General features: G+C 68.3%; 18 protein-coding genes. 13 read left to right on the forward strand and 5 right to left on the reverse strand.

The window, feature by feature from the left end:
- Positions 1-39: 39 nt before the first annotated feature.
- From AB0B25_RS06490 to AB0B25_RS06500, 3 genes are all read left to right on the forward strand, one after another.
- Positions 40-471, forward strand: coding sequence for an NfeD family protein (locus AB0B25_RS06490; RefSeq protein ID WP_357175624.1), 432 nt, complete (start codon positions 40-42; stop codon positions 469-471).
- The gene (locus AB0B25_RS06495; protein ID WP_357175626.1) at positions 471-1,742 is read left to right on the forward strand and encodes an SPFH domain-containing protein; all 1,272 of its coding nucleotides are present in this window, start codon (positions 471-473) and stop codon (positions 1,740-1,742) included. Before AB0B25_RS06490 ends, AB0B25_RS06495 begins: the two co-directional genes overlap by 1 nt.
- A 128-nt stretch (positions 1,743-1,870) precedes the next feature.
- Positions 1,871-2,542, forward strand: coding sequence for an O-methyltransferase (locus AB0B25_RS06500; protein ID WP_357175629.1), 672 nt, complete (start codon positions 1,871-1,873; stop codon positions 2,540-2,542).
- A gap of 95 nt (positions 2,543-2,637) precedes the next feature.
- Here the strand turns inward: AB0B25_RS06500 and AB0B25_RS06505 are convergent, their stop codons facing one another.
- Complete coding sequence (locus AB0B25_RS06505) at positions 2,638-3,324, reverse strand: TetR/AcrR family transcriptional regulator (RefSeq protein ID WP_357175631.1); 687 nt, start codon at positions 3,322-3,324, stop codon at positions 2,638-2,640.
- Between the two features lie 93 nt (positions 3,325-3,417).
- Between AB0B25_RS06505 and AB0B25_RS06510 the strand changes: the two genes are divergently transcribed.
- From AB0B25_RS06510 to AB0B25_RS06530, 5 genes are all read left to right on the forward strand, one after another.
- Positions 3,418-4,890 carry an MFS transporter gene (locus tag AB0B25_RS06510; protein WP_357175633.1) on the forward strand — a complete coding sequence of 491 codons (1,473 nt, stop codon included), beginning with the start codon at positions 3,418-3,420 and terminating at the stop codon, positions 4,888-4,890.
- Between the two features lie 184 nt (positions 4,891-5,074).
- Entirely contained in the window at positions 5,075-5,944 is an 870-nt protein-coding gene (locus AB0B25_RS06515) for an SDR family NAD(P)-dependent oxidoreductase (protein WP_357175636.1), read from the forward strand.
- 71 nt (positions 5,945-6,015) lie between these two features.
- A complete protein-coding gene (locus tag AB0B25_RS06520; protein ID WP_357175638.1) occupies positions 6,016-6,666 on the forward strand; it encodes an urease accessory UreF family protein in 651 nt (216 codons plus the stop codon).
- A 24-nt stretch (positions 6,667-6,690) separates the two neighbouring features.
- A complete protein-coding gene (gene ureG, locus AB0B25_RS06525; RefSeq protein ID WP_357175641.1) occupies positions 6,691-7,410 on the forward strand; it encodes an urease accessory protein UreG in 720 nt (239 codons plus the stop codon).
- Positions 7,400-8,056, forward strand: coding sequence for an urease accessory protein UreD (locus AB0B25_RS06530; RefSeq protein ID WP_357175644.1), 657 nt, complete (start codon positions 7,400-7,402; stop codon positions 8,054-8,056). The genes ureG and AB0B25_RS06530 overlap by 11 nt, the downstream gene beginning before the upstream one ends.
- A gap of 137 nt (positions 8,057-8,193) precedes the next feature.
- Here AB0B25_RS06530 and AB0B25_RS06535 read toward each other — a convergent pair whose 3' ends face one another.
- Positions 8,194-9,123, reverse strand: coding sequence for a hypothetical protein (locus AB0B25_RS06535; RefSeq protein WP_357175647.1), 930 nt, complete (start codon positions 9,121-9,123; stop codon positions 8,194-8,196).
- 363 nt (positions 9,124-9,486) lie between these two features.
- Positions 9,487-10,923, reverse strand: a complete 1,437-nt coding sequence (locus tag AB0B25_RS06540; RefSeq protein ID WP_357175650.1) for an NAD(P)/FAD-dependent oxidoreductase — start codon at positions 10,921-10,923, stop codon at positions 9,487-9,489.
- 229 nt (positions 10,924-11,152) lie between these two features.
- Here AB0B25_RS06540 and AB0B25_RS06545 point away from each other — a divergent pair, with 229 nt between their 5' ends.
- Positions 11,153-12,655, forward strand: coding sequence for a cytochrome P450 (locus AB0B25_RS06545; protein ID WP_357175653.1), 1,503 nt, complete (start codon positions 11,153-11,155; stop codon positions 12,653-12,655).
- Between the two features lie 34 nt (positions 12,656-12,689).
- On the opposite strand, the gene AB0B25_RS06550 is transcribed toward AB0B25_RS06545, so the two are convergent.
- Positions 12,690-13,535 carry a tat pathway signal sequence gene (locus AB0B25_RS06550; RefSeq protein WP_357175656.1) on the reverse strand — a complete coding sequence of 282 codons (846 nt, stop codon included), beginning with the start codon at positions 13,533-13,535 and terminating at the stop codon, positions 12,690-12,692.
- 165 nt (positions 13,536-13,700) lie between these two features.
- On the reverse strand, positions 13,701-13,907 hold the full coding sequence (locus AB0B25_RS06555; RefSeq protein ID WP_357175658.1) for a hypothetical protein: 207 nt from the start codon (positions 13,905-13,907) through the stop codon (positions 13,701-13,703).
- 248 nt (positions 13,908-14,155) lie between these two features.
- On the opposite strand from AB0B25_RS06555, the gene recC reads away from it, so the two are divergent.
- The 4 genes from recC to asnB all read left to right on the forward strand — a co-directional run bounded on the left by recC (position 14,156) and on the right by asnB (position 25,372).
- Complete coding sequence (gene recC, locus AB0B25_RS06560; protein ID WP_357175660.1) at positions 14,156-17,536, forward strand: exodeoxyribonuclease V subunit gamma; 3,381 nt, start codon at positions 14,156-14,158, stop codon at positions 17,534-17,536.
- 211 nt (positions 17,537-17,747) lie between these two features.
- Positions 17,748-21,152: a UvrD-helicase domain-containing protein gene (locus AB0B25_RS06565; RefSeq protein WP_357175663.1), complete on the forward strand. Its 3,405-nt coding sequence runs from the start codon at positions 17,748-17,750 to the stop codon at positions 21,150-21,152.
- Complete coding sequence (recD, locus tag AB0B25_RS06570) at positions 21,149-23,053, forward strand: exodeoxyribonuclease V subunit alpha (protein WP_357175665.1); 1,905 nt, start codon at positions 21,149-21,151, stop codon at positions 23,051-23,053. The genes AB0B25_RS06565 and recD overlap by 4 nt, the downstream gene beginning before the upstream one ends.
- 414 nt (positions 23,054-23,467) lie before the next feature.
- A complete protein-coding gene (gene asnB, locus AB0B25_RS06575; protein WP_357175667.1) occupies positions 23,468-25,372 on the forward strand; it encodes an asparagine synthase (glutamine-hydrolyzing) in 1,905 nt (634 codons plus the stop codon).
- The last annotated feature ends 375 nt before the right edge of the window (positions 25,373-25,747 follow it).

Below are 25,747 nucleotides of genomic sequence, written 5' to 3' on the forward strand. Positions count from 1 at the left end.
TCCCGCCCGAGATCATGATCGGCGCACTAGAGTGATTGTGTGGCCGCAATTTTTTGGCTGGTCGCGGGCATCGTGCTTGCGGCGGCGGAAATGCTCACCGGGGACTTCACGCTGCTCATGCTCGGTGTCGCGGCGCTCGGCACCGCGGGGATCGCCGCCGTCGCGGACACCTCGCCGGTGGCGGATGCCCTTGTGTTCGCCGTGATGTCGGCAGTGCTGTTCCTCGGTGTTCGCCCGATCATCCGACGGCGCTTCGGAACTCCACCGCCGACGCCGACGAATGTGGACGCCCTGCCCGGTAAGACGGCGCTGGTGCTCGAACAGGTCGCCGCGCAGTCCGGCCAGGTGAAGCTCGGCGGCGAGGTGTGGACCGCCCGGCCGATGGACGTGACCGAGGTCTACGAGCCGGGTACGACCGTGTATGTCATGAAGATCGACGGCGCGACCGCCGTCGTCTGGAAGGGGCCTTGATGGCTGTACTGATCGTGACCGCCGTCCTCGTACTGTTGGTCGTGGTGGTGGTCTTCAAGTCGATCGCGCTGGTGCCGCAGGCCGAGGCCGCGGTGATCGAGCGTCTCGGCCGGTATTCGCGCACCGTGTCGGGCCAGCTCACGTTTCTCGTCCCGTTCGCCGACCGGATCCGGGCCAAGGTCGATCTGCGCGAACGGGTGGTGTCCTTCCCGCCGCAGCCGGTGATCACCGAGGACAACCTGACCCTGCACATCGACACCGTGGTCTATTTCCAGGTGACCAGCCCGCAGGCGGCGGTGTACGAGATCAGCAACTACATCGCCGCGGTGGAGCAGTTGACCGTCACTACGCTGCGCAACGTCGTCGGCGGCATGACCCTCGAGCAGACGTTGACTTCCCGGGACTCGATCAACGGCCAACTGCGCGGGGTGCTCGATGAGGCGACCGGCCGCTGGGGGCTGCGCGTCGCGCGGGTCGAACTCAAGAGCATCGATCCGCCGCCGTCGATCCAGGAGTCGATGGAGAAGCAGATGAAGGCCGATCGCGAGAAGCGCGCGATGATCCTCACCGCGGAGGGGCAGCGCGAATCGCAGATCAAGACGGCCGAGGGTTCCAAGCAGGCGCAGATCCTGTCCGCCGAGGGCGCCAAGCAGTCGGCCATCCTGGCCGCCGAAGGCGAGCGGCAGAGCCGGATCCTGCGTGCGCAGGGTGAGCGGGCCGCCTCCTACCTGCAGGCACAGGGCCAGGCCAAGGCGATCGAAAAGGTCTTCGCCGCCATCAAATCCGGCAAGCCGACACCGGAATTGCTTGCCTACCAGTACATGCAGACGCTCCCCATGGTCGCCCGCGGTGACGCCAACAAGGTGTGGCTGGTACCCAGTGACTTCGGCAAGGCGCTGGAAGGGTTCGCCAAGAGTTTCGGCACCCAAGGCGAGGATGGCGTCTTCCGCTACGAAGCACCCCCTGCCGACGGCTCGGAGGTCAAGCCGGAGGATGACTCCGACGTCGCGGACTGGTTCGACACCGCGCCCGATCCGACTATCGAGCGCGCCGTCCGTGCCGCCGAAGCCACGGCGCGCACTCCGGTCGAGGGCATCGCACCGACACCACCCCCGCGAGGATTCGAACCTTCCCCGCATCAGCCGGTAATCCCTCCGCAGGAGGCTTTCCCGGCGCACCAGCCCGCACAGCCGCCGCAGCAACCACCGTCCTACCGCCCGGATGACCCGCATGGCCGTCCCTGGCAGCCCCCGGAGAACTTCTCGAAGTAGGGCCCGCCCGGCCCCGACCCGGATCTCAGGCGAATCCGGGGCGGGGCTGTCGGCTCAGCCGCTCGGTTGTCTGGCGGGGAACTCGGAGGTCGATCGCCTCGATGGAATCGAGTGGCAGACTTTCTGGCATGACGACACCGGGATGGGCCGAGGTGGACCGCTATCTCGTGGACACGCTCGTTGGGGAGCAAGATTCGGCGGCGCTGACGGCAAACAAAGCGGCGGGCCTGCCCCCGATCGACGTGTCACCCGCGCAGGGGAAGCTCCTGCATCTGCTGGCCAGGACGGCCCGGGCGCGGCGGGTGCTGGAGATCGGGACGCTCGGGGGATACAGCACGATCTGGCTCGCTCGCGCGGTCGGAGCGGATGGGCGGGTGATCACGCTGGAGTTCGCGGCCCAGCATGCCGAGGTCGCGCGCGCGAACATCGACCGGGCGGGTGTCGGCGACCGGGTGGAGATCCGCGTCGGCGCCGCACTGGACAGCCTGCCGGTGCTCGCCGAGGAGGATCCGGAGCCGTTCGATCTGGTGTTCATCGACGCGGACAAGGTCAACAATTCGAACTATGTGCTGTGGGCGCTGCGACTGACCCGGCCGGGTTCGGTGATCATCGTCGACAACGTCGTGCGCGAGGGCGCGGTCGCCGACGAGCGTTCCGAGGACCCGAACGCTCAGGCCGGCCGCGACCTGATCGACTTGCTCGCCGCCGAACCCAGTCTGGACGCGACCGTGGTTCAGACTGTTGGTAGCAAGGGCTGGGATGGCTTCGCGTACGCCGTTGTGAACGGCGCCGGCGACTGACGGGGCGCGGTGGGACTGCGCGGGACGGTGGAGGCGAAGGGCGTGTCCGAGGAGTCCGGTCCGTGCGGTGGTCGCGGCCGGCCTCCGATATCGCGTTATGTCGAGGTCGAGGTCGGGTGACGCGCCGCCCGTACCGCGAACCCGTCGCACAGCGCATCGAGCCCGGCGAAGAGCAACTCCTCCTGCGTCAGGTCGCCGACGCCGCTGCCTTGCAGTTCCGTCAGCACGGAGGGGGTCGGCAGCTGTGCCATCCCGTTCAGTAACGCCCGCAGGCCGTTGTCGCCCGCGGGGTTCATGCCCTTGCGCGCCATCAGCGCGCCACTGATCTCCGGCAGCGTGGCGCCGGAGATGTAGTTCCACACGGTGAAGGACATGGTCGTCGCTTCGCGAGTGCCGACCCCGAGTTCCAGAAAGCCCTCGACCAGCCAGGCCAGGCAGGCCAGGCTCTGCGGCCCGAAGCTGTAGCGCGGGGTGGCGAAGGTGAGCAGCACCCACGGATGTGCGCGGTAGAGCGCCCAATCGATCTCGCCGGCGATGCGCACTCGATCCCGCCAAGTCCACCGCTGCCCCTCCGGCGACGGGTACGGATTGCGCCGGGCGACCTCGTCGGTCATCAACGCCAGCAATTCGTCCTTGTGCGCGACATGGCGGTACAGCGACATGGCGCCCACACCCATTCGCTCGGCGATGCGCCGCATGGATAGCGCGTCCAGGCCCTCGGTGTCGGCGAGCGCGATCGCGGTATCGACGATCGCGGTGCGGTGCAGCTTGGGTTCGGTCATCCCACGACTCGCTTTCCGTTCCAGTGGGCGGTGCGTACACTGTACCCGGATTAGTGCGTACGGTGTACGCGACACGGGAGAGGGCGTTCGGAAATGACAGACCTGGAGGCAGTGCGGGCCGCACCGGCCACACTCGGCTCGCGACGCGCCTGGCTGGGCCTCACAGTGCTGCTCCTGCCGGTACTACTGGTCTCGATGGACATCTCGGTACTGTTTCTCGCGCTTCCGACCCTCACCATCGACCTCGATCCCTCCGCGGACCAGCAGCTGTGGATTCTCGATATCTACGGGTTCCTGATCGCCGGCTTGCTGATCACCATGGGCAACCTCGGGGACCGGATCGGGCGGCGCAATATCCTGCTGGCGGGCGCCACGATCTTCGGAATCGCGTCGATGCTCGCCGCGTTCGCACCGAGCGCGGGCGTGCTCATCGGTGCGCGGGCACTGATGGGCCTCGGCGGCGCGACTCTGCTGCCGTCCAGTCTCGCACTGATCTCCAGCCTGTTTCCCGACGCACGTGAGCGGGCCACCGCGATCGGCGTATGGACGGCGTTCTTCGCGGGCGGCTCGGCTGTCGGGCCGATCATCGGCGGTGTGCTGCTGCATCAGTTCTGGTGGGGCTCGGTGTTTCTCATCAACATTCCGGTGCTGCTGATCCTGCTCGCGGTCGGCCCGTTCGTGCTGCCCGAACATCGGGCGCGCACGCTGGGACCGCTGGATCTGCCGAGCGTCGCGCTATCGATCGCCGGCATCCTGCCGGTGGTGTATGGCATCAAGCACGCCGCGACCAAGGGGTTCGATGCGCAAGCCGTCGTCACCGCGCTGCTCGGCGCGGTAATCCTGGTGGTGTTCATCCGCAGACAGCGCCACCTGGACGAACCACTGCTGGACCTGCGGCTGTTCGGCAGGGCGCAGTTCTCGGTGGCCATCGGTGCCAGCCTGGCCGGCATGATGTCGCTGGCCGGTATGAGCTACCTCACCAGCATCTACCTGCAGTCGGTGACCGGGCGCTCGCCGCTGGCCGCGGCGGTACTCGGGATACCGATGGCCATCGCGGTGTTCCTCTGTTCGATGGGCGGTGTGGGGGTCGGTCATCGTTTTGGCGCGCGCCCCACCTTCGTGTTCGCGTTGCTCGCCTCGGCGGTCGGCAACCTGATGCTGCTCGGCATGGGCGTGCACGGCGGGCTCTGGTGGTACCTGACCGGATCCGCCATCGCGGGGATCGGTTATGGCGTCTCCTTCACGCTCGTGTCGGACGTCGTGGTGTCGTCGGTGCCGCCGGAGCGGGCAGGGTCGGCCGTCGGCATCTCGGAGACCAGCTTCGAACTGGGCAACGCGCTCGGTCTCGCGCTGCTCGGTTCGCTCGCGGCACTGGTCTTCCGGTCCGGCGTCGGCTACGCGGACACACTGGGCGAGACCATCCAGCGTGCCGACGGTAACGCCGCCCTGATCGAGTCGGCCCGCGAATCCTTCGTCGGTGGAATGCATATCGCGGTGGCAGCGGGTGCGACCGTGCTTGTGGCGATGGCGGTGGTCGCCCTGGTCGCCTCGCCCGCGAAGCGCTGACCGGCCCGGGGAGGCGCACCGTCTCGAATGCTGCCGTCACGACATCGGCCGCGGCTACTCGTGCCGCGCCGCCTACCGCATCTGCCGGGTCCGCCGCGACGGGAGAGGGAGGCTTCGCGCGGCTGGTGACCATCTGTGCGCGATCACCGGTCGTGGGGTCTGATTCGGGCATACAGTCGGATTCGTGGACGAAACTCCGGTGTCGCGCAACAGGCGGCCGTTCACCGAGCGGTTGGCGACGTGGCTGCTGTATCCCAGCTCCCGTCCGCGCGCACAGTCGCTGCGTGCGGCGGTCGACGGCAAGATTGTGCTGGTCACCGGCGCGTCGTACGGCATAGGCAAGGCCAGCGCGCACAAGCTGGCCGCAGCGGGCGCGACCGTACTGCTCGTTGCCCGGTCCGCCGACGAGCTGGACCGGCTCGCCGCGGAGATCACCACCGCGGGCGGTACGGCCCATGCGTATCCCGCCGACCTCACCGACATGGACGCCGTCGAACAGCTCGGTCGCGGGCTGCTCGACCAACACGGCCACCTCGACGTGATCATCAACAACGCGGGCAAGTCGATTCGTCGTCCCATCGACGAGTCCTACGATCGCTTCCACGATTTCACCCGCACCATCGACCTGAACTACCTCGGGCCGGTGCGTTTGCTGCTGACTGTGCTGCCCACCATGCGCGCCCGCGGGCAAGGTCACCTCGTCAACATGTCCACCTGGGGCGTGCTCATGCCACCGGCGCCACGGTGGGCGGCCTACGGCGCGTCGAAAGCCGCGTTCGACGTGTGGTTGCGCAGCGTCGCGGCCGAGGCCGCGAGCGACGGCGTGACCACCACCTCGATCTATATGCCGCTTGTGCACACCAGGATGAGCGCGCCCACCGACTTCAGCCGGGTGCCCGGACTCACCATCGATGAGGCTTCCGATCTGGTCTGTCATGCCGTGACCGCCAAGCCACGCGAGATCGCGCCATGGTGGTCGGCGCCGGTGCAGGCGTGGACGGACCTGAACCGCCCCCATGCGCAGCGGTTCCTGGAACGTCGGTTTCGCCGCTGACCCTGACGCGTCCTAACACTCGCGAAACGTCCTGGACACAGGCGCGACACGTCGGGACATAGGATCGACGGGTGCGCGAATCCGGTGCGACGAGTCTGGCGACGCTGTTCGCATTGGCGGACTCGCGGTTGCCGATCGGTGGGCATGTGCATTCCGGCGGTGTGGAGGAGGCCGTTGCGTCCGGCCTGGTCCGCGACGCCGCGACCATCGAGTTGTACCTGCGCCGCAGAGTCAGGACCTCGGGTTTGGTCGCCGCGTCGTTGGCCGCGGCGGTGTGCGCGGGAGAGTTGGATCCGCTGCGCGCGGAGGCCGAAGCCGACGCGCGGACTACCGCGCCGGGTGCCAGAATCGCCTCGCGAGCGCAGGGTCGCGGCCTGCTGCGTCTGGCCGAGCAGCTGTGGCCTCGGCCGGAGTGGTCGACACTGAGCGCCACACCGCACCTTTCCACGGTCTTCGGCATGGTAGGCGCCGCCTGCGCGGCGACACCACAGGAAACGGCGGGCGTCGTCGTGTACACCACGCTCACCGCTGCGGCGACCGCCGCCCAGCGACTGCTGGCGCTGGACCCCGCTGCGGTCGCTGTGGTGACAGTGCGCCTCGCCGAACTATGTGATCGCACCACCGGCGAAGCCGTGACCGGACTCGCCGCGGCGTCCGACCCCTTGCAGGACGCGCTGGCCCAGCGTCACCTGCTCCGCGAGCGTCCGTTGTTCGCCAGCTGAAGCCACCGACAAGGAGACCGCGCCATGCCCCCGCACCTGATCGACGGCGAGCCGCACGACCACGTCCACGATCGCCCCAGGCGTGCCCGCAGGCCGGGCGAGGCCCTACGCGTGGGCATCGGCGGCCCGGTCGGCTCGGGCAAGACCGCCCTGGTGGCCGCCCTGTGCAGACAGCTGCGTCACGAGCTGTCGTTGGCGGTGCTGACCAACGACATCTACACCACCGAAGACGCCGACTTCCTCCGCAAGCACGCGGTGCTGCCGGACCAGCGGATCACCGCGGTACAGACCGGCGGCTGCCCACATACCGCCATCCGCGACGACATCACCGCGAACCTCGACGCCATCGACGACCTGGTCGCGGCCAACCCGCCGCTGGAGTTGATTCTGGTCGAATCGGGTGGTGACAACCTCACCGCGACCTTCTCCTCCGGACTGATCGACGTGCAGATCTTCGTCGTCGACGTGGCGGGCGGTGACAAGGTGCCGCGCAAAGGCGGACCCGGAGTGACCTTCTCGGATCTGCTCGTGATCAACAAGACCGACCTGGCTCCGCTGGTGGGTGCGGATCTCGGCGTGATGGAGCGAGACGCGGCGAAAGTGCGCGAGGGTCGCCCGACCGCGCTCATCTCGCTCACCGAAGACCCGGCGGCCACCCCGGTGCTGGCCTGGGTACGCGAGCAAATGCGCGCGGTAGCCGAACGGGACCGCGCGACGGGCACCGAATCCGCTGTTGCGTTCTGAGTTACGGATCATCGCCGCCGCGGCGACGCTCCCGCAGATCCACGCGAGCGGCGGGCTGTCGGCCCGCCGCACCGGCCCGCGCACGGTGCATCTGATCGGCACCGCCGCCACGCCGCTCGGCGGCGACGAGCTCGACATCGTTGTCGTGGTCGCGCCGGGTGCCGAGCTGGTGGTGCGGTCGGTCGCGGCGACCATCGCGCTGCCGAGCGCGACGACGCCGCTGTCTATCGGGCGCTGGGACCTCGAGGTCGGCAGCGGGGGAGCGCTGGATTTCGATCCCGAGCCGATGATCGTCGCTGGCGGCGCCCGCCACCACACCGTCACCACGATCAGGCTGGCGACCGACGCCCGGGTGCGCTTACGCGAACGCGTCCAGATCGGACGTGCGGGTGAGGACAACGGCCAGTGGCGGGGTGACCTGATTGCCGACGTCGACGCCACACCGCTGTTGCGCCATCGCCTGGAGCTGGGAGCGGGCGCACCGGCTGACGACGCGCTGGCCGCGCCGCGTGCACTCGAAAGTGAGCTGGTCTATCCCGACGAACGTCCAGTGGCGACAAGCGGATTGACGCAGACCCGGTTGCCGCTCGCGGCTGGTGGCAGCTTGTTCACTCGCACCGGGTTGTCGCTCACCGTTTCCGAGTGACAGAGCGCCAGCGTGGGCCTGCCGCTCGCGCTGTCGCGAGGCGTGAATCAGTTCGGAATCGGTGTGATAGGGCAGAAGGAGGGAGCCCGAGTCCGTTGTCGAGCCCCGACCTCCGTGTCCCGAATGGGCCGTTCTGATCAGTTGGGGACGACCCGCGGGGGCGCGCTGAGGGCGTGCACCGCACCAAGGGTGGCACCGATGCCCGCACCGAGGGCGGTAAAGGGGACAGCCATGAGGGCCGCCCCGTATGCCGCCCCTACGGGCCCCGCGGCGAGGCCGATCGGCGCGAATGGCAGGCCGATCGCCCCGCCGATAACGCCGCCGGCAGCAGCCCCGATCAGCGCGAACGGGCTGGCGAACGCCGCACCCGCCGCCGCACCGATAGCGGCGGCCCCGATGGTCTGGCCTGCGATACGGTCCGACCGGGTGCGCTCCATGCCGATCGAGTCGAGAAATGTCGCCATATTCGCCTCGGCTATCGCGGCGCCGTCGTTGAGCTGGATGGCCTGCTCCCGGTAGAGCCAGTCCGGCGCGTCGACCTGTACATCACCGAAGCGGAATTTGCCCGGTGGCGGCGCGATCGGTGGCACCGCGGTGACCGGAACAGGCAGGTGCAGGGCGCCGAGCGGCGCGAGATACTTCTGGTCCGGCATCGGCCGTGCCCACTGCAGTGAGCTCAGTGTGTCGTCCGGGATGCGCAACCCTTCGTACGGGTGCACGTTCGGCGCCTCGGCCGAAGGCCACTGCGCCGGCTGGTTGTTCTGCTCGGGCTGGTCCGGTTGGCCGGGCTGGTTGTTCTGCTCCGGCTGGTTGTTCTGCTGCGGCTGGTCCGACTGAGACTGATCCAACGGGTCCGTCTGGTCGCTTTGCTCCGAGTGGTCGTTCTGCTCGGGTTGATCCAGCTGCTCGGGCGGCTCGGGCTGGATGACCGGGGTGCGCCGAGCGGTCTCGGCGTTCGCGGTGCTGGGTCCCACAAGCGCGAGTACTAGTGGAACCGCTCCCGCCGCGACCATCAAACCCACCTTCTGTCGCTGCGGGTCGCGCATCCTGTGCCTGCCTGTGCCCATAGCTCACCTTTCGTACCGAAAGACTTGTGACGCCCCCACATCGTCTGCTGGCCACGCCGGATCGGCGGAATCCCGGCGACATGGAGAGTGAGCATAGCTGAGGATTTGCTATTCGGAGGCCTTTCGCGAAATCGCGGTCACCGACACCCCGCCGCGATCGGCATCGGCACCCATGGCACGCCGAACAACCGCCGCCGCGATCGCAAGGGGCCCACCGCTGTTGATTCGACAAGAGGATGTAGCCGAACCAGAAGGATCGAACCAGTCGCCTACCGCGGCGGCGCCGCAGGTGTTCGGACCGGCAGTCCTGATCGTCCACGCGGCACTGTGATTGCGCCCCGCGCAACGGGTTTCATCATGCGGTCACATCAGTGTGGGCACGTCGGTGTGGGCTTTGTCCACGGCGACCCGGCTGTTGCTGGAGGCCCCGAGGGCGGCAGCGAGTTCTTCGGCGTCCTCGTCGTCACCGTTACTGATGGCCTCCAAGGCAAGTCGCGCGAACACCCACTGTTCGGTGGCGGCCATTTGTCCGCGGCTGCGTCCGAGGAACGTGACGAACCACTGGATGACGGTGATGATCCGGCTGCGGTAGCCGACCAGGTAGTACAGGTGCAGCGCCAGCCAGGCCAGCCACGCGATGAACCCGCCGAATTCGAGCTTGCCCACTTGGCACACGGCGCTGAACCGCGAGATAGTGGCCATGCTGCCCTTGTTGAAGTACTTGAACGGCTTACGGTCCTGCGGTGTCCGACCGTTCAGTTCGGCCTTGATCTGCTTGGCGGCGTACGTCGCTCCCTGGATGGCGCCCTGCGCCTGCCCCGGCACGTTCGGCACCGACATCAGGTCGCCGACCACGAAGACGTTCGGGTGGCCCTTGACGGTCAGATCCGGCTCGACCACGACCCGGCCCGCCCGGTCGACCTCGGTGCCGTCGGACTGGTCCGCGATCATCTTGCCCAGCGGACTGGCCTGCACACCGGCCGACCACACTTTGCACGCCGACTCGATGCGGCGCACCCTGCCGTCGGAGTCCTTCACGGTGACGCCGTGCGCATCGACATCGATCACCATCGCGTTGAGCTGGATCTCCACGCCCATCTTCGCCAGGCGCCGTTCGGCCTTGCCGCCCAATTTGGGCCCCATCGGACCCAGCACCGCGCCCGCGCCTTCCAGCAGCACGACGCGCGCGTCACGCGGATCGATGTTGTGAAAGGTGCCCTCCAGCGTGCGGTCGGACAACTCCGCGATCTGTCCGGCCAGTTCGACGCCGGTCGGTCCCGCGCCGACGATCACGAAGGTCAACAGCCGGTCGCGCTGCTCCTGGGTGGTGGCCAGCTCGGCCTGCTCGAACGCCCCCAGGATGCGTCCACGGAGTTCGAGAGCGTCGTCGATGGTCTTCATACCGGGGGCGTAGGTGGCGAAGTGGTCGTTGCCGAAATAGGACTGCTGCGCGCCGGTCGCCACGATCAGGCTGTCGAATGGGGTGACCGTGTCCTGGTCGAGTAGCCGCGAGGTCACCGTCTGGTTGGTCAGATCGATGTCGGTGACCTCGCCGAGCAGCACCTGCGCGTTCTTCTGCTTGCGTAGCACCAGTCGAGTGGCGGGTGCGATCTCGCCGACCGACAAGATGCCGGTGGCGACCTGGTAGAGCAGGGGCTGGAACAAGTGGGTCGAGGTCTTCGAGATCAGGGTGACATCGACGTCGGCGTGCTTGAGGTGCTTGGTGCCGAACAGGCCGCCGAAGCCCGAACCGATCACCACCGCCCGGTGACGACGGTTCTCGACAGTCTGAGTGCTCATCGTCCTGCTCCTCGATGGACCGGGAACTCATCCCCGGCGACGGTTTCTGACACGCCCAACCGTAGTCGGCGCGCCGTCGACCGTCACGATGAGATCCTGGTTTCCGGGGGGAGTGCCGAGAGATGTCGCACCGCGGTCAGGTCCACACGGAGCGGATCGTTGTCGCGAACCGGCCGAGCGAATGCGCGGAAGAGAATACGATGGACCCTGTCGCTCAGGGAGGTTTGCCATGGTCGCTGGTGACCGTGTGGTCAGCCGGAAGACCAGCGTGCGGGTCGGTTTCGAATCCGAGAACGAAGCGCTGATCGAGGTACCGCATGAGCATCTGATCGACCGGGCGCTCGGTTTGCTACCGGAACGGAATCACGTGCTCGCCACGCCGCCCCAGGGCAGCGCGACCGCGCCGGTCCAGGGTGACGCCGGGCTCCCCTATCTCGGGCGGGCGTTGCACTACATGCGCTGGGGGCCGGCTGAGATGATGGAGCGTTACCGCCGATACGGACCGGTCTCGTTGAACACCTCGCTCGGCGTCGACCGGGTGCTGGTCGCGGGGCCGGACGCGATCGACGAGGTGCTCGGTAGCCGGCGTCGCGACTTCGGCCAGGGTTGGGACTACTTCATCGGCCCGTTCTTTCGGCGTGGGCTGCTGCTGCTGGAATTCGACGAGCACAAATTCCATCGCAGGATCATGCAGCAGGCCTTCACCAGGGACCGGCTGGAGGCGCATCTCGCGGCGCTGACCCCGGTGGTGCGCACGAGCATCGATCGCTGGGTTCCGCGGGAAGGTAGCGCGGAACGCACCGTGCGCCTGTATCCGACGATCAAGGATCTCGCGCTCGATATCGCGGCGGACAGCTTCATGGGCGTCGACGTCGGTCCGCGGCGCAAGCAGCTCATCGACGCGTTTGTCGCCTGCACGCATGCCGGTCTGGCGATCATCCGGCACTCGGTGCCCGGCGGCAACTGGCGAGCCGGGCTGCGCGGGAGGAAGGTGCTCGAGGAGTACTTCACCGCGATGCTCCCGGAGAAGCGCCGCACCGAAGCACCGGACTTCTTCTCCGGTCTGTGCCACGCGCGCAGCGAGGACGGCGGAGTTTTCGGTGACGCGGACGTGGTCAATCACATGATTTTCCTGATCATGGCCGCACACGACACCACGACGACGACAGCCACCGCGGTCGCGTACTACCTGGGTAAACATCCGGACTGGCAAGCGCGGGTGCGGGCCGAGGTTCGCGACCTGGACGACCGGATCGGCGACGGGCCGCCGACCATCGCGGACCTGGAGGGGCTGCGTGATCTGGATCTGGTGGTCAAGGAGAGCCTGCGGCTGCTGCCGCCGGTTCCCGGATTGTCCCGCCGCGCCGTGCGCGACACCGAGATCGCCGGCTATTACATCCCGGCGGGTGCCTCGGTCGATATCGCCTACCAGGTCAACCACCTGCTGCCGGAACTGTGGACGCGGCCGGAGCTGTTCGACCCGGAGCGGTTCGGTGAGCAGCGGCGGGAGGACAAATCGCACCGGCTGGCCTGGCTGCCGTTCGGAGCGGGCGCGCACAAGTGCATCGGAATGCACTTCGGCACCTTCGAGGTGAAGACGGTGACGGCGGCCCTGGTGCGTGAGTACGAGTGGCGCATCCCGGAGAAATATCGGATGCCCTGGGGATTTACCGCGATTCCGTTCCCCAGGGACGGTGCGCCCATGACACTGCGCAGACGCTCGGCCGGCTGAGGAGAAGGTCATCGGCCGGCCCGAGCGCCGTTCGTCAGCGGTTTGCGAAGAGCAGTTCCGCGACCTTGGTGTCGGTGTCGGCGCCCTCGGTGTAGCCACCGGCGTCCCCCAGCGAGCTCATGATGGCCAGGGTGTAGCGCTCGTCCGGTCCTGCGAAGCCTACCGAGTTCACCACCCAGCCACCCTGTTCGGCAGACCAGCCGTTCTTCAGTCCGGGCCGCATCTTCTCGCCCGCGCCCCACACGCCCCAGTGCTGGTTGGAGTCCACCGCGCGCATCCGATCGACCAGGTAGTTGCGGTCATCGGGGTGCATGTGGTTGAGGATGTGGTCCATCAGTCGATCGAGGTCGGCGGCGGTGCACTTCTGGAACGACCAATCCGGGAAGAGCGCGGTATTGGTCGGCTGCGGGACCAGCGTGTTCATGCCGTTGGCGCGGAACGCGTTGTTGAATGCCATGCGGTCGATTCCCGCGTACTTGATCCACAGCCGATCCGCCGCGCCGTCGTTGGAGGTCGCGAGCATCGATTCCATCAAACCGCGATCCTCCGGCGACAGTGCGATGGACCCGGTCCGTGCGCGGTTCAGCAGATCCGCGGCGATCGCGAGCTTGATCGTGGACGCGGTCCACACCGAGTCCTCGGCATTGCCGTTGGCGTACACCCCGCCGGAGACCCGATCGCGCACGACGTAGCCGGTGACGCCGGGACGGCTGTTCAGGTAGGCGTCGACCGCGGTGATGCGACTGCTCATATCGCAATCGAAACCGGGTAGGCACGCCTGCGTATGCGCGAGCGGCGCCGCGCCCGCGGTCGGGAGCATGGCGGGCACGCTCGGTACGAGGATGGCCGCGGCGGCGAGGACACAGGCAGAGACTGCCACGCGGGGAACGGCCCGGGTGACGGGCGACGGGTAACGCACGAGGGATCACGATCGCACATCACGAGGCCGGACGCACGTCTTGAGCTCGGCTGCCGGTTGTGCTAAGAGTCGGTTGCTCGGTTGTACCGCAGCGGATTTCGGCGATCACGACTCGAGTCGGGTGCTTCAGCGGAAGGCGGCGCGCAGTTCTTCGACCGTGCGCCCGTTGAGGCGGTAGCAGTGCTCGAACGCCTCGGTGTGCCGGTCGCGGGGCCAGGTATGGAGAACGACGGTACGACCGTAGTGGCGCGAGTTGACGAGTTCCCAGCGGTCACCGGCGCGGCGGACTGTGAACCCGCCTCTCGGAACCAGCGGAATCACCAGCGCATCCATGAACGCGAACCAGCCTTTCGGTGCAGCTCTGTCGTTCCTCCCCGGGCCAGCACTCTCGCATATCCGTCGCGCGGATTCCGCATGACACGGCGAAGGAATGCGTTCTCGTGTGGTCTATTTCACTCCCGGTGGGATGGGGCGGTGGAGTGACGCGGCGGCCACTGGGCGTATAAACGTGCAGGACGCGTGCCACCGGGGATCCGCGAACAGCCAGCGTAGTCCGACACCCAGCGACCGAGAGGGCGTAGATGCCGCTGCACATCCACCGTGCCGAGCGCGCCGACCACCTCGCCGAGGCGCTGGCCGCCCTGCTGGTGATCGCACCGGCCGATCCGTTCACGGCCGAGGTGGTGGCGGTCCCGGCGAAAGGCGTGGAGCGCTGGCTGACCCAGTCGCTGTCGGTGGTGCTCGGGGCGGGCGACTCGGCCGACGGCGTCTGCGCGAATATCGCCTTTCCGTCGCCGGTCACGCTGGTGGCGGACGTGCTCGCCGCGGTGAGCGGGATGCGCCCCGCGGACGACCCGTGGGTGCAGGAGCGGGTGGTGTGGCGCCTGCTGCGGGTTATCGACGGCTCGTTGTCCGAGCCGTGGGCCGGCGTGCTCGCCAGGCATCTCGGCGCATCGGACGTCGCGGATCGCGAGCACCGCATCGGCCGTCGATACGCCACCGCGGCGCACCTCGCGGCGCTGTTCGACAGCTACGGTGCGCAACGGCCCGCGCTGATCACCGACTGGGCTGCGGGTCTGGACACCGACGGGGCGGGCGGTTCGATACCCGACGACCTGCGGTGGCAACCGGCGCTGTGGCGGAAACTGCGCGCCGAAATCGGGGTGGCGAGTCCAGCCGAGCGGTTGAACGGCGCCTGTGCCCGGTTACGCGCCGAACCGGATCTGGTAGCGCTGCCGCCGCGGTTATCGCTGTTCGGCGTGACCAGACTCCCCAGCGATCAGCTCGCCGTGTTGTCTGCGCTGGCCGAGCGCCGCGAGATCCATGTATGGCTCACGCATCCGAGCCCGGCCATGTGGTCGTCCTTGGCCGAGACGTCTCCGGTGTGCCGGCGTGCCGAGGACTCCAGCGCGTCGGCGGTGGCCCATCCTTTGCTCGCGGGCCTGGCCCGCGATATCCGGGAACTCCAGCAACGGTTGGCCGAGCCCGCTGCGACCGGCACCGACACCTACCACACCCCGAGCGCCGCAACAGCGGATGTGTCTGTGCCGGAGGAGGACTCGCGCACACTGCTGCGCGCGCTGCAGAAGGGTATTCGAGACGATCAGTGGCCGCCGGCGAGCGGCGAAGTCGGCGCCGACCGCTCCGTGCAGGTACACGCCTGTCATGGTCCAGCGCGCCAGGTCGAGGTGTTACGGGACTGTCTGCTCGGGCTGTTCGCCGCCGACGAGACGCTGGAACCCCGGGATGTGCTCGTCATGTGCCCCGAGGTCGAGGCGTACGCGCCGCTGGTGCGCGCCGCGTTCGGGCACCGGACGCCGGAAACGCCTGAGACGCACGGTGATTCGGAGCGAACGGAGCCACCGGCGCATCGGCTGCGGGTGCGCCTCGCCGACCGGGCGCGCGGCGTGACCAATCCGCTGCTCGCGGTGATCGGCGTCCTGCTCGAGTTGGCCGACGGCCGGGTGACCGTCACCCAGGTGCTCGACCTCGCGGACACCGAAGCAGTACGGCGCCGGTGCGGATTCGACGACGACGACATCGAGCGGCTGCGCGAGTGGGCGGCCGAATCAGGGGCGCGGTGGGGGATCGGACAGCGCCAGCGACAAGCGTTCGGGCTGGCCGATTTCGCGCAGAACACGCTCAACAGCGCGGTGGATCGGATCCTGCTCGGCGTCACGGCGGACGAATCCTCCGACGACTGGTTGGATCTCGCGCTTCCCCTCGACGATGTGGACAGCAACGATGTCGATCTGGCGGGGCGCTTCGCCGAGTTCGTCGATCGGCTCGCGGTGTGCCTGCGCGACCTGCGCGGTCCGCGGCCCGCGCACGAGTGGGCGGCGGTGCTCGCCCGGGCGCTCGACCTGCTGACGGACGTGCCCGACGTCCAGGCATGGGTGCGTACCGAGGCGCGGCAGGAACTCGCGGCAACCACCGAACACGCGGGCGAGGCGTCGTTGCGGCTGGCGGATGTCGCCGTGCTGCTGCGATCGCGGCTCGCGGCGCGCCCCACCCGGGCAAACTTCCGGACCGGTGAACTGACGGTCTGCGGCATGGTGCCGATGCGATCGGTATCGCACCGGGTCGTGGTGCTGCTCGGACTGGACGACGACGTGTTCCCGCGTGCGGGCGCTGTGGATGGCGACGATGTGCTCGCCCGCGAACCGCTACTCGGCGAACGGGATCCGCGCAGCGAGGACCGGCAACTGTTGCTCGACGCCGTCCTTGCCGCCCGCGACACGCTGGTGGTGTTCCACACCGGCGCCGACCCGGTCAGCGGAACGCCGCGTCCGCCCTCGATCCCGGTCGCCGAGTTGCTGGATGTGCTGCGAACCCATGTCGGTGCGACGGCGATGGACGAGGTGGTCACTCGACACCCCCTGCAGCCCTTCGATGTACGCAATTTTCGGGCCGAGCGGCCGTTCAGCTTCGACACCGTGGCGCTGGCCGGCGCCCGCGCGGCAGGACGGCCCGCACAACCACGCCCGCCCTTCCTCGCTGCGCCGCTGCCCGCGGCGGAGGCCGCGGATGTCGCCCTCGCCGACCTGATCTCGTTCGTCGAGCATCCGGTGCGCGCCTTCCTGTGGCAGCGACTCGGCATCCGGGTTCCGGAGCACGAGGAGGACATCGCCGATCGACTGCCCATCGAGCTCGACGGCCTCGCGAAGTGGGAGCTGGGCGAGCGCCTCCTGGCCGCGCGCCTGACCGGCGCGGACCCGGCGGGTTTGCGCGCGGCGGAGTGGCGGCGCGGCACGCTGCCCCCGTTCGGTTTCGGTGCCGCCGTCCTCGACGAGGTCGAACACACCGTGGACCGGCTGTTCCGCGCCGCGCAGGCGGACTACGCGGGCGCGGCGCGGGCCGTGGACATCGCAGTGGATCTGGGCAACGGCCGTAGGCTCACAGGCACGGTGCCCGAGGTGCGCGGCGAAACCTTGGTCCGTACCACGTTCTCCCGACTCGCCCCGAAACACCGCATCGGTGCGTGGGTCGCGCTGCTCGCCCTGGCTGTCACCGAGGACCGGAGCTGGCGCGCTGTCAGCACCGGTCGCGGCCAATTCGGCCGTCCCGCATGGCGATGCGAGCTCACCGCACCCGATATGCCCGTGGCCAGGACGATCCTGCGTGAGCTCGTCGCTGTGCGCGACGCGGGTTTGACCGAGCCGCTGCCGATCGCGCCCGCGGCGACCGCGGTTTACGCCGAACGGCGATTCCGTGGCGCGAACGTCGACGACGCTGTCGCCGCCGCCGAACGCGAATTCAACGGCGGCCCCACCGGCCCCGGCCCCTTCGGTGACCACACCGACCGCCATCTGCGCTATGTGTGGGGCCCGACACCCCGCCTCGACGACCTCATGGCCGCACCGGCCCTGGCCGGCGAGCCCGGCGAGACCACCCGCTTCGGCGCGCTGGCGCGGCGGATGTGGGCCCCGCTGCTCGGTATGGAACGCCAGGGGCAGCCGTGATCGGTCACAGTGACGCGGCTCGACGTGCGGCGACCGGGCACACGTCGCCCACGACGGGTGTCGGTCGGCGATCCACTGTCGGCTGCCCGGCAGAATGGCACCTCGGGCGTGCGGACCGCATGTCGGGGATCGTTCCCCCGGCCGCGTTGCCGGTCATTTCGGCGGCGCCCGCCGAGCACGCGACACGTGGTGGCGCAGGAGGGAGGCACGCATGACCGTGCAGGAGACCTCGTTCGTCGCGCCAGGATTCGCCGCCGCCGACCGGTTCGAGCCGTACGGCCCGCTACCGAGCGGGACTACGGTGCTGGAAGCCAGCGCGGGGACCGGTAAGACGCACGCCATCGTCGGGCTCGCCGTGCGGTACGTCGCCGAGGCGGGCATCGATGTGTCGCAGGTGCTGCTGGTGACGTTCAGCCGGGCGGCGACACAGGAGCTGCGCGAACGCACGCGCGACCGGTTCGTCGCGGTCGCGACGGGACTGGCGGATCCGAACTCGGCGCGGGCGCACGCAGACGAGCTGGTTCGGTATCTGGCGCGGGCGGACGACGACGAGGTGCGTCGGCGACAGCGGCGGCTGTTGACAGCGCTGTCGGATTTCGACGCCGGCACTATCGCCACCACCCACAGCTTCTGCCAGCGCATGCTCGACGAGCTCGGCCTCGCGGGCGAACACGATCCCGGCGCGAGGCTGGTGGAGACCGTCGACGATCTCGTCGGCACGGTCGCCGACGATCTGTACCTGAACCGGTACGCCCGCGCCGAACCACCGTTTTCGTTGAAAGAAGCGCGCACCTTGGCACTGGCCGCGGTCCGCGACCGGCATGCGGTGCTCATCCCGGACGACGGGTCCGCAGCGGGCGAGCGGGCGGTATTCGCCGACGCGGTGCGAGCGGAGACCGAGCGGCGCAAACGGCGTGCCGGGCTGCGCGACTTCGACGACCTGCTGGTGTTGTTGAATGATGTGCTCGCCGATCCGGAGCACGGCCCACGCGCGTGCCGCCGTATCCGGGCGCGCTATCGCGTCGTGCTGGTCGACGAGTTCCAGGACACCGACCCGCTACAGTGGAACATTCTGCGTCGGTCCTTCCATGGGCACACCACCTTGGTGCTGGTCGGTGACCCGAAGCAGGCGATCTATGCCTTCCGCGGCGCCGAGGTGCTCAGCTATCTGGACGCGGTCGCGCATGCCGATACCCGCAGGGAACTCACCACCAATTGGCGCAGCGACGCGGGGCTGCTTGCCGCGCTGCAGCACCTGCAAGGCGGTGCCGCGTTGGGGCACGAGGAGATCAGCGTCCACCCGGTCGCAGCGACCAGGAAGTGGTCGCGGTTGTCCGGTCCCGGGGAGTTCACCACGCCGATGCGGCTGCGGTGTCTTCCGCGGACCGGCGCCGGGCCGCTGAACAAGTCCGGCTTCCCTGCCGTCGGTCGTCTGCGGGCCGAGGTCGCCTCCGATGTGGCCGCCGATATCGTCGCTCTGCTCGAATCCGGTATTCAGCTCGACACAAACGCCGATCCCGTTGCCGTCGAGACCGATTCGGACGAGTGTCCGCCACCCGACGCAGCGCATCGGCCGATCGGGCCCGGCGATATCGCGGTCCTGGTGCGCACCAGGTCACAAATCGACGTCGTGCGCGCCGCGCTGGATCGGGTCGGCGTCGCCTCCGTGCTCGCCGGCGGCACCAGCGTCTTCGCGACGAGCAGCGCGACCGACTGGCTGTGGTTGCTGCGCGCGCTGGAACAGCCGCACCGCGGCGACCGGGTCCGCCTGGCCGCGTGCACACCGCTACTCGGCCGCACCGCGGCCGAGATGGACCGCGGCGGAGCGGATCTGGTCGGTCGGCTCAGTGCGCAACTGCGTGACGCCGCGCGATTGTTCACCCGCGCCGGATTCGCCGCGGTTTTCGAGAAGATCTGCGCCGAAGCACAGCTGGCGCAGCGGCTGCTCGCCGTCGAGAACGGCGAGCGACAACTCACCGACCTGCGCCATATCGCGCAACTGCTCGATCAGGTTGCGCTCGCCGAAGGACTGGGGCTGACCGCGTTGACCAGGTGGCTGGCCGACCGGGTGCGCGATCCCGCCTCCGGCGCCGTCGCCGACCGCAGTCGTCGGCTCGACCGGGACGACGCCGCCGTCCAGATCGCGACCGTACACGCCAGCAAGGGGCTCGAATTCCCGGTGGTCTATCTGCCGTTCCCCTGGGACAGCGCGAAGAATCCCTATCCGGCGACGCTGCTGTTCCACACCGATGACGGAACGCGTGTGCTCGATGTCGGCGGTCCGGACGCCCCGGGATACGCCGAACGCAAGGATCGCTGCGAAGCCGAGGAGGCGGGCGAAGAGCTTCGGCTGCTGTATGTCGCGCTGACCAGGGCTATGTGCCAGATCGTCGCCTGGTGGGCACCTGCGATCAGTACGGCGGCCGCACCGCTGCACCGGATGGTGTTCGGGCGGCCGGAGGGCACCGCGGTGGTGCCCGGCCGTGCCGCGGTTCCTGCGGATGCTGTTGTGCCGTCAGCTCTTTCGACGTGGGCGGGCCGAGCGGCGCCCGGGGCGATTTCGGTGACCGCGGTGACCCGCGCCGACGATGTCGGGCCACACCGGGTGCGCACCGAACCCGGAACCGGTGAGCTGGCGTCCGCGCACTTCGATCGCGCTGTGGATCAGCACTGGCGGCGCACCTCGTATTCGGCGCTGACCGCCTCGGCGCACGGACCCGCGGTGGCGGAGGAGAGCGAACCCGAAGACGCCAGGGGCACCGCCGATGAGCCCAGCGGTGTCCGACCGATCGCCGAATCCGAGCCGGATCCGGCCGGGGCCGCGTCGCTGATGAACGCGTTGCCCTACGGTGCGGAGTTCGGCACTCTCGTGCACGGCGTACTGGAGCGGATCGACACCGACACCACGGATCTGGACGCCGAGGTGCGCATCCGGTGCCACGCAGCCGTGGACGAACTGATGGCCGAGGCGGACCCGGATCTGCTCGCCACCGCGCTGCTCGCGGTGCTGCGGACCCCGCTCGATCGTGGCTGCCTTGCCGACATCCCGTCCCGCGACCGGCTCAACGAGCTGGAATTCGAACTGCCGCTGGCGGGCGGCGATCGGCCCGGCGCCCCCGCAGCGACCTTGCGGCGGATCGCCGAACTGCTCCGCGTCCACTTGTCCCCGGACGATGATCTGTTCGGGTACGCCGACCACCTCGCGGCGCTGGCGGACATGCCGCTGCGCGGCTACCTGACCGGCAGTATCGACGCCGTCCTGCGCGTCGCCGAGGGCGCCGACTCGCGGTTCGTCGTCGTCGACTACAAGACCAACCGCCTCGGCACCGGCGACTTGACCGTCGCGCATTACACCCGCGACCGTATGACCGCCGAGATGCTGCGCTCTCACTATCCGTTGCAGGCGCTGCTGTATTCCGTGGCACTGCATCGGTATCTGCGGTGGCGACTGCCCGGCTACGATCCGGCCCGTCACCTCGGCGGCACGCGCTATCTGTTCGTGCGGGGCATGATCGGACCGGCGACCCCCGCGGGATGTGGCGTCTTCGACTGGTATCCGCCGGCCGATCTGATCGTCGCGCTGTCGGCGTTGTTGGCCGGGGCGGACCGACGATGACCTCGATCCAGGTGGCGCAACGCGGAACCGGCTTGTTGCGCACCTTCAACGAGGCCGGCGTGCTGTCGGCCGCAGACGTGCATGTGGCGCTTCGGCTGGGCCGACTGGGCCGGGAGTCGTCCGAGCAGGTGCTGTTCGCCGCGGCGCTCGCTGTGCGCGCGGTCCGGTCCGGCTCGGTGTGCCTCGAGCTGCACCGGATGCGGGACATCGGCGTCGACGCCGATGAAACCTGGGATGCGGCCATCGATCCGGCAACGCTGCCGTGGCCGGACATCGCCGCGGTGGTAGCCGCACTGCGGGTCAGCCCGTTGGTGCGCGGTGGACCGGCGGGACCGCTGCGGCCGCTGCGGCTGGTCGAATCCCAGAGTGCGGGCGACGCCGGGCCGCTGCTCTATTTGGACCGGTACTACCAGCAGGAGAAAACCATCCGGCGGGCGCTCACCGAACGATCCAGGCATCACCCGGTACTCGACCCGGACATCGTGCGGCATGAACTGGACCGGCTGTTCGACGAGCCGGTCGGTGCTACGCCGGACCGCCAGCGTCTCGCGGCCGCACTCGCCTCGACGCACTGGACCACCGTGGTCGCGGGCGGGCCCGGTACCGGCAAGACCCACACCATTGCGCGGATAGTCGCGTTGCTGGACGCGCACCACCGCAAGGCCACCCCGAAATTGCCTGCTCTGCGCATCGCGTTGGCAGCCCCGACCGGCAAGGCGGCCGCGCGGCTGCAGGAGGCGGTGCGGGAACAGGCCGAGTCCCTCGGGCTGCCCGAACTCACCGCCGCCACCCTGCACCGACTACTCGGGTGGCAGCGCGGCCGCACCACGCGGTTCAGGTACCACGAGTTCAACCGGCTGCCCTACGACGTGATCGTCGTGGACGAGACCTCGATGGTCTCGTTGACCATGATGAGCAGGCTGCTGGCCGCGCTGCGCCCGGACACTCGACTGGTCCTGGTCGGCGATCCGGATCAGCTGGCCTCGGTCGACGCCGGGGCGGTGCTCGCCGACCTCGTCGCCGGCCCGGTCGCGAGCACGCCCAACCCGGTGCTGGATCGGATCATCGGCCCGGAAGCGACTGTGGCCGAATCGCCTTCGGAGCTGACGGTGTCGGAGCGGACCCGTCTGCGTGGCGGTATCGTCCGGCTGACGCGCGGCCGCAGGTTCGGCGGCCGGATCGCCGACCTGGCCGTCGCGGTGCGCGCCGGCGACGCCGACACCGCGCTCGAACTCCTGCGCGCGGGAGGCGCCGAACTGTCGTCGGGTGCGCCCGACGATATGGCGGCCGTGCGCGACGACGTCGTTCGGGCCGCCCGCGCAGGGACGGCGGCTGCACTGGACGGTGATGCGGTGGGCGCGCTCGCCGCACTCGAATCGCACCGGTTGCTGTGTGCACACCGCCAGGGACGTTTCGGTGTCGAACGGTGGGACCGCATGGCTGCCGAATGGGCCGCCGCGGCGGGGGCCGGACCCGATTCGTTCCAGGCGCCGTGGTACCCGGGGCAGCCGCTGCTGGTCACCGCGAACGATCACGAGGCGCGTATCTACAACGGCGACACCGGCGTGGTCGTGCGTATGCCCGACGGATCGCTCCGTGCGGCGCTGCAACGAGGCAGCGACCCGTATCTGGTGCACCCCACGCAGTTCCCCGCGGTAGTGACGGTGTTCGCCATGACGATCCACCGCAGCCAGGGCAGTCAGTACGACACGGTCTCCATCGTGCTGCCCGAGCCGGAATCGACCCTGCTCACCAGGGAACTGCTCTATACCGCGATCACCCGCGCTCGCCGTCACGTGCGGATCATCGGAACCGATCAATCCATCCGGGCGGGCATCGCGCGTCGTGTCCTGCGCGCCAGTGGGTTGTCGCGCCGGGAAGAGGACCCGGGCACTCGATAGTGGTATCCGAGCTTCTCGATCACGTCCGGTAGAGCGGCCTACGGGTGAATGAGCCTTGCCATTTCACCAAAAAGGTGGCTGCCTTCGTGACCAGCGTAGGCATTTCCCCCATGTCGTTTCCAGCGACGGTGTGGGAGCGTCGTGAAGTGGCCAAGATGCTGTCGATTCGCTGTCCGCCCCGGACGGGCGGCGGTATCGCGGTCGCTCCGAGGTGATCAGGAGCGTGACGACAGCGTCGATCCATCGACGCGAGCCAACAGTGGGGCGCCTCGACGGTCTTGCGGAATCGCCGCTGGCAGATCGGTCGTTCGGCCTGGAGTGAGGTTTCGATTGTGCAGCCGGGCAACAGGTCTCGGCGTCGCCCCTCCCGGTTGCGGAGGGCAACCGAAGAATCCATCATCTGATATTCCCGACATGGGCGGGCTCGACGTTTCGTCGACGCCGGCGGCGGGAGGGCCGGATGAGCATCTAATAAAGAGATCAACGGAAAAATGGAGTTCGTTCATGTGTGGCATCGCCGGATATGTTGACTGGTCGAGGCGAATCCGTGGTGGCGAGGTCATAGACAGAATGACCCGAACCCTGTCGCATCGCGGACCGGACGACGCGAACAGCTGGATCGGTGATCACACCGCGATCGGGCACACCCGATTGTCGATCATCGATCGATCCGGCGGGATGCAGCCGATGGTGGAGGTCATCGGTGGCCGATCGGTCGCTCTGACGTACGGCGGTGAAATCTACAATTGCCCCGAATTGCGCCGCAAGCTCGGCGCGCTGGGGCATGAGTTCCGAACGCGGTCGGACACCGAGGTCGTGTTGCGCGCCTATCTGCAATGGGGCGAAGCCTGTGTCGATGAACTGTCGGGTATGTTCGCCTTCGCGATCTGGGACGAACGTGACGATCGGCTGCTGCTGGCCCGTGATCGCCTCGGGATCAAGCCGCTCTACTACGCGGCACTGGCGGATGGCGTCGTCTTCGGCTCGGAACTCAAGGCGGTGCTCGCGCATCCCGCGATCGAGGCGACGGTCGATCGAACCGGGCTGGCGCAGCTGGTGGCGTTGGTGCCGATGACCGTGCCGGGCACCACGGTGTTCCGCGACATCGTCGAGGTCGAGGCGGCACATGTCGTCCAGGTCCGCCGTGCCGGGATCCGCACACGCCGGTACTGGTCGCTCGGGTGCGAACCGCACCGTGACGATACTCCCGCGACCATCGAGCGTATTCGTGAATTGTTGTCCGACAGTGTTTCCCGGCAGGTCGTGGCCGACCGGCCGCTGTGCACGCTGAATTCCGGCGGCGTGGATTCCGCGGCGGTCACCGCGCTCGCTGCCGAGCGGGTCGACGGCCTGCTGAGCTTCGACATCGACCACGCGGTGGAGACTCCTGGCGGTGTCGCCTATGGAGTATCGGCCTTCCACGTGGATCGGGACAACCCCTATGCGCTGCTGACGGCCGAGCATGTCGGCGCACGTCACGAGACAGTTGTCGTCAGCACCGACGATCTGCTCGCCGCGCACGACGCGACGCTCACCGCCATGGACGTGCCCTCGTTGGGCACCCTCAACACATCCCTGATCGCGCTCTTTCGCCGGATCGGCCAGGTTGCGCCGGTGGCGCTCAGCGGCGAGGGCGCAGACGAATTGTTCCACGGATATCGCTGGTACCACACCGCCGAGGACTATCAGCACGATGGCTTTCCGTGGCATCGGACCTACCGGCCGATCATCGGTCTTCTCGGTGCGGCGGCGCGTGCCGACATCAAGCCCGACGAGTATCTGGAAACCTGCTATCAGTCTGCGCTGGAACGGGTTCCGGACAGTGATCTCGTCGGGCTCGATCGGCGAATCGAGCAGGTATCGGCATTGACCTTCGATTTCTATCTGAACTTCCTGCTCCGGCGCGCCGACAGGACGTCGATGGCGTCCGGCGTGGAAGTTCGCGTACCGTTTCTCGACCACAACCTCGTACAGTATGCGTGGAATATTCCGCGGCTGATGAAGCGCACGGGGGGCATCGAGAAGGGCGTACTCCGCGAGGCGGTAGCCGACCTGTTGCCCAGCGAGGTCGTGTCTCGTCGCAAGAGTGGGTATCCGGCGTCGATTACTGCCGGATATCAGCGCGCGATGTTCGAACGCCTGCGGGAGAAAATCGAAGTCCGGGACTCCTTTCTCGGCGAGGTGCTGGACAAGGCCGCGGTATCAAGATTTCTGGATACCAATGCCGGGGACTTCTCGGACTGGACCGCGACCCAACAGGCGAGCTATCTGGTGGGTATGGACGACTGGTTCACCAGGTATGGGGTACGCGTCGTGTAGTGGTGGTCGCCCATCGGGCATCCGCGGACTGCCCGATGCCGATCGGGTCGGATGACGGCTCGACGGCACACCGATCACAGATAACGTCCGAGTAACGCGGTAATTCGGCCTGCGGGGGATCGGGTGCGGCGATTGGCGCCAGGCGACACTACCAACCCCCGCGGTCGACTTCCTCGTCGCGTATAGGCCACTTGTCGCCAGTCGAGATCACCGACGACGCAAGGAGATGAGAGGCCTCGGACAACTCCGAGTCTTTCGTTCGGCGCCGATTCCAGCGAAATGATGTCGCCGTCTGCAGGAGTACTCGAGGCTCGATGTAGGGGATATCCCGAACGATCCGTAGTGGTGCCGAACGGATCAGTCGTTCATTGAGCA

This window comes from Nocardia sp. NPDC049190 (assembly GCF_040648115.1).
Taxonomy (GTDB): Bacteria; Actinomycetota; Actinomycetes; order Mycobacteriales; family Mycobacteriaceae; genus Nocardia.